The organism is Fluviicola sp. (genome assembly GCF_030151805.1).
Lineage (GTDB): Bacteria > Bacteroidota > Bacteroidia > Flavobacteriales_D > Crocinitomicaceae > Fluviicola.
Genome location: NZ_JASLCN010000028.1, coordinates 1 through 8,929, shown reverse-complemented (window position 1 = coordinate 8,929; position 8,929 = coordinate 1). Strand labels below are relative to the sequence as shown.

Annotated in this window: 5 protein-coding genes; 2 read left to right on the top strand and 3 right to left on the bottom strand. The window is 39.9% G+C overall.

Translation table 11 applies throughout. The features are described from left to right. From Q1V93_RS01025 to Q1V93_RS01015, 3 genes are all read right to left on the bottom strand, one after another. Positions 1 to 1,004, bottom strand: a 1,004-nt coding sequence (locus Q1V93_RS01025; RefSeq protein WP_300660261.1) for a choice-of-anchor D domain-containing protein, incomplete at its 3' end; no start/stop codon positions are given. Between the two features lie 11 nt (positions 1,005 to 1,015). Then, the gene (locus Q1V93_RS01020; protein ID WP_300660258.1) at positions 1,016 to 3,748 is read right to left on the bottom strand and encodes a TonB-dependent receptor plug domain-containing protein; all 2,733 of its coding nucleotides are present in this window, start codon (positions 3,746 to 3,748) and stop codon (positions 1,016 to 1,018) included. A gap of 37 nt (positions 3,749 to 3,785) precedes the next feature. Next, the gene (locus tag Q1V93_RS01015) at positions 3,786 to 4,697 is read right to left on the bottom strand and encodes a lamin tail domain-containing protein (protein ID WP_300660255.1); all 912 of its coding nucleotides are present in this window, start codon (positions 4,695 to 4,697) and stop codon (positions 3,786 to 3,788) included. Between the two features lie 401 nt (positions 4,698 to 5,098). On the opposite strand from Q1V93_RS01015, the gene Q1V93_RS01010 reads away from it, so the two are divergent. Together Q1V93_RS01010 and Q1V93_RS01005 are read left to right on the top strand one after the other, a co-directional pair. Next, positions 5,099 to 7,261 carry a S9 family peptidase gene (locus Q1V93_RS01010; RefSeq protein ID WP_300660251.1) on the top strand — a complete coding sequence of 721 codons (2,163 nt, stop codon included), beginning with the start codon at positions 5,099 to 5,101 and terminating at the stop codon, positions 7,259 to 7,261. A 478-nt stretch (positions 7,262 to 7,739) separates the two neighbouring features. Further along, positions 7,740 to 8,929: citrate synthase (locus Q1V93_RS01005; protein ID WP_300660248.1), on the top strand; the 1,190-nt coding region annotated here is incomplete at its 3' end.

Sequence of the window (8,929 nt, the reverse complement as noted above, 5' to 3'; positions counted from 1 at the left end):
ACCTGAGCATCTCCAACGATATCTCCACGCTGGTAAACAGTTCCGTCTACAGGAACCCCTGAAATAGCAGAACCTTTCTTACGCAATACAAGGAATCCTTCAGCAGTTGAAGCTGTAAATGATCCTGTTAATCTGTAAGACTTTACATTTGAGAATACCAGATTTGTAGGTTGGTTTGCCGGCTCAGTTGCCAAAGTACCACCAATTCCGTACAAGTTAATAACGTATGCTGCTTCATCTGCATCATCGCTGTTAATCGTCAATACCGCATTTCTGTTTCCGGCAGCAGCAGGTGTAAAGTTAACTGTCAATGGTTGAGTTGCACCGGCAGCAACTGTTGAAGGGAAAGATGCAACAGTGAAATCAGCCGCATTAGCTCCTGAAATAACTGCACTTGAAATATTCAAGGCATTAGCAGTTCCAAGGTTTTCAACATCAAAAGTAAATGGAGTCATTGTTGAAACAGGAGAGTTCACAGCTTGTGTACTTCCTGAAACAAGCGTTGTACCGCTGTATTTCACATTGATCTCTTGTGCAGGTGTTGCTGCTCCAACAGCAATATTTACGTCATCCAACCCGATATTTCCTCCAACTTTGTTGGTATAAATAAATCGGATATAACGTGTTGTTGCCTGGGGAACGTCTGTATACATCTGGCACGTAGCTGCAGGAGGCGCAGTATGCGCATGAAGCGTTGTATACGTTGTTCCGTTTCCGGACTCTTCAACTGTAAAAGTACCTCCGCTGAAAGAGTTTCCAGCCAGATAGTAAGTCAAAGCACCCGGGTTGCTCGCAAAGTAAATGATCAGATAATCACCAGTATTATCAAATTTCATTGCAGGAGGCGTATTTCCGGAAGCAGTATAAAAACCAGTTCCTGATTCAGACCATCCTGTAGGAAGCGTCGTTGTTGTAAAACTCCAGCTTGTCGGCAAAACCGCTTGTGAGTATGATACCATACTCACTAACAAGCTGAAAAATAAAGTGTAAATTATTTTATTCATCTGTTGTTTGTTTATATTCCTATTTTTAAACCAAGGTTAAATCTTCTCCCCATTCCAACAAACACTGTTGCTGAGCTGGCGTCGAAGTTCGCTCCGTTTTGTGAATCCGTGATGTATACTTTATCCAGGATATTCATGATTCCACCATTCAATGTGAAGTAGACCTTAGAAACTCTGAATGTATATCCAAAATTAAAATCCAATAATCCGTAGCTAGGCATTTGCCATGATTCGCGGTCTTTATTAGCACCAACCAGTGCCAAAGGATCGAAATTTGCGAAATTTTTACCAAAGAATGTGTATCTAACTTTAACATACAAATCTTTAATAATCTCATAGCGGAATGAACCTCCAATCTGCAACTGAGCCGCATCACCTACGTGTACGTTTTTCGCGCTGAAGTCAACTGAATCGACCATCTGTCCATTGTTATCCACAATGTACACTTTTGTTCCCGAAATCGTTTTCCAGTCAGCTAATGTAAACACCCCTTCAAAATTCAGTTTCTTGGTGATGTTATAATTGAAATCTACTTCAATTCCTTTATGCAAGGCATCCAATCCGTTGATATTGTAAGAGAATGTTCCGTCCGGAGTAACAACCGAAGGAGTGTATTGAGGCGGCTTGTTTTTCCACAAAGTGTAATAAAGGTTCACGTTAGCTGCAAACTTCTTCACTCTGTAACCGTATCCCAACTCGATAGAAGATACTTTCTGGTTTTTCGTTTCTAAAAACGGGAAGTTATTATTATCGAAAACAGTATTCATCTTCGGAGCAATACTCAAATATCCTACGTTCATAAATACATTCTGACTCTTCGTGATATTGTAGTTTACACCTCCTTTAATCGTTCCGCCCAAAAACCACTTTCTGTCTGTTGTTGCAGCTCTTGCTTCAGCAGATTGGTTAGTGTATTTCTGTCCGTTGTATAAAACTGTGTCTCCGTATCCAACAACCTGACGCATCGTTGTATCAGCAAAAACCAAATCCTTCTTCTTGAAGAAATCAATTCGCTGATTTCCTGTTTCAGAAAGTGAACCTGTCAGGAACGTAGACCATTTGTTCTTTTTGTACTCAACCTGTCCGAAAGCTCCACCCCACATCACAATCGCATCATTGTAATAAGAAACCTTATCACCAACACGCTTCATGGCATATCCAAGGTTACTTAAACCTTTCGGTTGGTTTTTATCCGAGTTATCAATGGCGTAATCTCCACCCATCAAATCATAAATCGTCTGATAGTGACTTCCTCTGTAATAACGCGCATCCAAACCAAAAAGCGTTGAGATACGCTCATTGATTTTGTATGAAACAGAAGTAATTATCCCCCCCCATTTGTGATCATTGTTTGCAGATCTTAAATAGTTGGAAGAAGAATGTTCTGTTGTACTGTACAAATTCGAAAAGCTGGTAGAATTCTGATCATAAATTCCCTGGAAGTTATACAAACCAGTTGTCGTATCACGTGCAGGAGTATTCTTTGTGGCAGTACCACCTCCTTTACCGATAGACAAATACGCGATGGTTGTCCAGTTGAATTTATTGTTCGGGCTCCAGGAATGTGACAAATTGAATTGTGGTTTGTGGAAGTAGTTCACTTTCTCATTAAACACTTCTCCGTTAATCATTCCGTAATTCGGGTTGTACTTGTTTCCGCGCGCTCCAATACTTTGAGTTGTGTAATACAAGTTACTTGTTTTTCCTACGGAATCCAATTGTCTCAGGTAGTCAACTCCGGTTTGTTTTGCCAGTTTTTCATCTATAACAGCAATCGGTAATTTCGTCGTTCTCTGACCGTGAGATTGAGGTGCACCGTTTACTCCGAAGCTTAGCAAATGTTTTCCGAATTTCTTCTGAACTTTGAAAAAGTATGACCACGCATCGTCAAATGTTGCATCTGCGTAGCTGCTTCCCCATTTTCTGGAACCTGCAATGGAGATTCCCCAGTTACCTTTCATCAATCCGGTATTCAATCCGAAAGAAGCTTTGTACAATCCGTAGCTGTTCACTTCCTGTTTTGCATGAACGCCAAATTTCTGGTCAATTCCTTTGGTCATGATGTTCATAGTTCCTCCAACGGAAGTAATTGCCAGTTTGGAAGCTCCCAAACCTCTTTGAACCTGGATCGTTTTGGTGATATCACCCAAACCGTCCCAGTTACTCCAGTAAACCTGCCCATTTTCCATGTCGTTTACCGGAACACCATCCACCATAACAGCTACATTTCGCTGGTCAAATCCGCGGATAGAAATACGGGAATCTCCCGATCCTCCTCCCTGCTCAGTTGCATACACACCCGGCGTGGAGTTCAAAATCATCGGTAAATCCCGGGTTCCTAAATCTTCAGCAATTTGTTTTGCCGAAATATTCGAAAATGCGATAGGTGTCTCCCGGAGTTTTGCAACATCCCGAACGATTTCAACCTCATCAATAATGTTATCACTTGATTTAAGTGTGATATTATGCGTATAGTTTGTGTTCCCTACCGATACTTCAGCTTTGTAGTTCTCAAAACCATAGTATTCCATTGTAATGGTATGTTTCGAGTTCTTTGCAACCTGGAATGTATATTTTCCATCAATATCTGAAAGCACTTTGGTAGTTGAATCACAAGCTACAACTGCATCAACGATTGGCTCATTCGTTTCAGGGTCTGTAACAATTCCACTGAGTGTAACCGTTTCCTGAGAGAAAGCGGTTACACCAATGAATAAGCAAAAAATTATCAGTAGATTTTTCATAAATAGCATCAAAGGCATTATAAAAACAGAGAACGGATTACTCGATTATAATGCTTTGTTGTGAAGAAGATTTGTCAGTAAAATTGATTCTTAACAAATATGCTCCTTTTTTCAAATCGCTTGTAGAAACAGCTGCAGCCATACTTTGGTCGTTTTTAGCTTCTCTTGAAACCACTTTTCCAAGTAAGTCAACTACTTCGATTGTTTCAATCGTATTGTTCGTAGAAACGTAAATAATACCGTTTGAAGCCGGGTTAGGGTAAATTGAAACGGTGTTCAATTTATTTTCACCAACACTTAGGAAACAATCACATGTGTGAGATCCCAATTGTGTCCAAGTATCTTTTGGTAACGAATCCCATTGCTGATTTACGATAAATGGATCCGGGTTTACAGTTACACCTGTCTTAACGGATGACTTACGAATCAGTGTGTGGTTTTCTGTCCAAACACGACCAACAGAACCATCATATGGAGGTTGATCTCCCCAACCATAAGAATTTGTTATCGCAGCATCACCGATTTTCCCCATCAAATCAATCATCACTGAATTCTTGAACAATGCGATTGCATCGTTTCCGTTCATGTAAGTAGGAGCCGGATAAGCATGATCCAATTGGTTTGCCAATAACTGCAACGCAGGAGAGCATTTCGGAGAAGGCGGATTCGTCATATCAACCATCTGACCGTTTACAACAACAAATGTAGCATATGGCTGAATCGTTCCTGTCAGGTTCAAAACACCACCTGCGTTAGAAGTATTTTGTCCGTTTGAAAAACGTTCAATTCTGTAACCAGACAAATTAATCGCTGCACCTGTCGGGTTATACAATTCGATTGCCTTATCGTTTCCTGTTCCCTCAACATACTCGGAAATAAATACTTCCGAACAATTTTGAGCGTGAGCAACACCAGACAACATTCCTAAAAAAAGTAATGTTCTTTTCATAACTTATTGATTATTAAATTTACAGATAAAATACGCGGAACAGGTATAAGAAATTCTCCCAGCACAGTTGCTGAATAATAACACCAAATTCTTCGGGCGAAGTCTTTGCTATTATGGAAAAGTTTCATTTCTATTTCATTATACCAATTGTTTTATTTCCAGATGGTTTCAGTCTGCCAGAATGCAACATCAAGGAGAACACCCAGAAATTTTCGGGACAAAGTTAAATCAAATTATCTTTCCTAACATTACTTAATTGTTAACAATCAACTAAGGTTATGAACGCGGGATTCCTTTAATGAACCTGATATCCAACAAGCTGTTAACTATTTTACACCACTCATCAATAATTCACTTCATTCGGAATGCTTTTTGGTTATTTTTGCTCAAAACACGATTATATGAAAATTAAATTAGTCATTTCCTTTATCTGTATTGTCTCTTTTTCATTTGCTCAAAACCTGAGTGTTGAAAGCATTTGGAAATCGGGAGAGTTCTATCCAAATCGCATTGAAGGGTTCACTGCTTTAAGTGACGGACAGTCTTTTACCAAAATTGTAGAAGAAGACGGAAAATTCCTGATGAAAAAATACCTGTTCAAAGATTACAAAGGAGCGGGAACCACCTTAGTAAACCTTTCGGAGATTCAGTTTAATGGAAAACCACTCGAATTTGATGACGGTCAACTGAGCAAAAGCGGAAAATGGCTGTTGATTCAGACTAATACTGCTTCTATTTACAGACACAGTTATTCGACTACTTATTATATCTACAATATTCAAAGCAAGGAAACACACAAAATTCATTCTTCTGAAGCCCCGCAAACTTTGGGAACGTTCTCTCCGGATGAAACGAAATTGGGATACATTGCAGGAAACAACCTGTTCGTATATGACCTGACGAATTATTCTTCCAAACAAATTACGTTTGACGGAAAACAAAACAGTATTATCAATGGTACAACCGATTGGGTTTACGAAGAAGAATTTGCAATTACACAAGGATTCGAATGGTCTCCGGATTCAAAATACCTGGCTTTCATGCGTTTTGATGAAACGGATGTAAAACAATTCCAGATGGCGATGTACGGAAAGTTGTATCCGGATGAATATACCTTCAAATATCCGAAAGCCGGAGAAGCAAACTCGAAAGTTACTTTCCACATTGCAAATATCGGAACGGGAAGCATCAAACCGGTTGCTTTGGGGGAATACGAATATTTGCCGCGTTTCCAGTGGTCACCGATTAAAAATGAAGTATTTGTTTCCACTTTGAATCGTCACCAAAATCACGTGAAATACCATTTGGTAAGTAATCCTGAAAATCCTTCCGACCGCATTTTTTACGAAGAAGAATCCAGTACTTACCTGGATGCAGACAATGTAATTCTGTTAAAAGACGGAAACTCGATGCTGCGTACTTCTGAAAAAGACGGATACAACCACATTTATCATTTGACTTTCACCGGAACACTCAGCCAGGTTACGAAAGGAAACTGGGACGTAATAGATCTATACGGAATTGACGAAAAGAAAGGAACTGTTTTCTATTCCTCTTCTGAAAACGGTGCGATCAACAAAACGCTCTATTCCATCAATTGGAAAGGAACGGATAAAAAAATGTTATCCGCAGCTGCAGGATATAATGATGCGGAATTTGCTCCGGGATTCAATTATTTCATCCGTACGAGCTCAACGGCAAATACGGTTCCTACTTATACCTTGTGTGACCGTGCAGGAAAAGAACTGCAGGTTTTGGAAGCAAACACAGCTCTTCAACAAAAGTTCAACAATATGAATCTGAGCAAAAAGGAATTCCTGCAAGTAAATGGTGCTGCCGGAAAACTGAATGCATGGATGATGAAACCTGCAAATTTCGACCCGAATAAAAAATACCCGGTATACTTTAATGTATACTGTGGACCGGGAAGTAACATGGTTACCAATGATTACGATGGGCCGAACTACCTGTATCATCAATTATTGACTCAAAAAGGATACATCGTATTTTGTGTTGACACGAGAGGAACGCAATTCCAGGGGGCAGCATTCAAAAAATCGACTTACTTGCAACTTGGAAAGTTAGAAACCGAAGATTTGATCGCGGTTGCGAAAGACCTGCAAAAAGAATCCTATGTAGACCCGAACAGAATCGGAATCATGGGATGGAGCTATGGAGGTTTCATGACTTCTCTTGCCATGACGAAAGGTGCCGATGTATTCAAAATGGGAATTGCAGTAGCTCCGGTTACCAACTGGCGCAATTACGACAATATTTATACGGAACGTTTCATGAGAACTCCACAGGAAAATGCAAGTGGTTATGACGATAATTCTCCTGTCAATTATGCAGACAAGCTGAAAGGCAAATTTTTGTTGATCCACGGTTCCGCAGACGATAACGTACATTATCAAAACACGATGGAATTCATCACTGCTTTGGTAAAAGCAAACAAACAATTCGAACTGTTCATTTACCCAAATAAAAATCACGGAATTTACGGTGGAAATACCCGTAATCATTTATATACGATGATGTTGGATTTCACGTTGAAAAACCTGTAGTTTTTGCTTCAGGCAGTCATCAGATCCATCATCCGGACACGTTTCAATTTCGGAGCTATTCAGGTAGTCAAATACAGGGATAGCTCCCATTGGAGCGAATGGAGTTTAAGCCTGCTCCTGATTCCTGTTGGGATTGTTAATTGCTCCGTCTGCTTTCACTCATATCTACAGTTTACGAAAACCATCTAAAAACCAACTCATTTATTCGGGCTTCGGTCTACTGAATGTGGCGTACTTTTTCATCAGCTGGAATAAGCTCCACATTTTATCCGGAGCGATGACCAGTTAAACAGTCTCAAAAACGTAAAACAAACGCTTTCAACTTTTTAGCTACTTATCATTTTGCCACTTTTTCGAGTTACTGATAAACTATCCTAATTTTGCAAAAAAAGATTGCTTTGAGAAGATTATCGTATTTAATTCTTTATTAATTTAGTGCGGCTAATAAAATTGTTAGATAATACTCTTATAGATCATCATGAGCAAAGTTGCGAAAATCGAATTAGACGGGAAGGTATACGAATTCCCGGTTGTACAAGGTACAGAAAATGAATTGGCTATTGACATTTCAAAATTGCGTCAGGAAACAGGATACATTACACTTGATGCAGGTTACAAAAACACTGGGGCAACTTATAGTGCCATTACATTTCTGGATGGTGAAGAAGGAATTCTTCGTTACCGTGGTTATCCGATCGAACAATTGGCAGAAAAAGCGAGCTTCATTGAAGTTGCTTATTTGTTGATCTACGGAGAACTTCCAACTCAGGCTCAATTGGATGAATTCATTTCAAGCATTACCAAACACACATTGGTACACGAAGACATGAAGCAGTTCTTTGAAGCATATCCGGCTCAGGCTCACCCGATGGGAGTTTTATCTGCAATGGTTTGTTCTCTTTCTACGTTCTACCCGGAATCTTTGGATCCGAACAGAAGCGCGGAGAAAAAGAACCGAACAATTTTACGTTTGTTAGCAAAATTACCGACGCTTGCGGCTTGGTCATACAAAAACTCGATGCGTCACCCGTTCATGTATCCTAAAAATGAATACGATTACGTAAAGAACTTCTTATACATGATGTTTGCAATGCCGACTGAAGATTACAAAGTGGATCCGGTGGTTGTTGATGCATTGAATAAATTATTGATCCTCCATGCTGATCACGAGCAAAACTGTTCTACTTCTACCGTTCGTATCGTTGGTTCTTCCCAGGCAAACCTTTACGCTTCGATTTCTGCAGGTATTTCTGCACTTTGGGGTCCTCTTCACGGTGGAGCAAACCAGGCCGTAATTGAAATGTTGGAGAAAATCCATAACGACGGTGGTGACGTAGACAAATGGGTATTGAAAGCAAAAGACAAGGACGATCCGTTCCGTTTGATGGGATTCGGACACCGCGTTTACAAAAACTTCGATCCTCGCGCTACAATCATCAAGAAAGCTGCTGATGACGTATTGGAGAAATTGAAAATCAATGACCCGTTATTGGAGATTGCTAAGAAATTGGAGAAAGTAGCATTGGAAGATGAGTACTTCAAATCAAGAAACTTATATCCGAACGTAGATTTCTATTCAGGAATCATTTACAAAGCGCTTGGAATTCCTTCCGAAATGTTTACAGTTATGTTTGCATTGGGTCGTCTTCCGGGATGGATTGCACAATG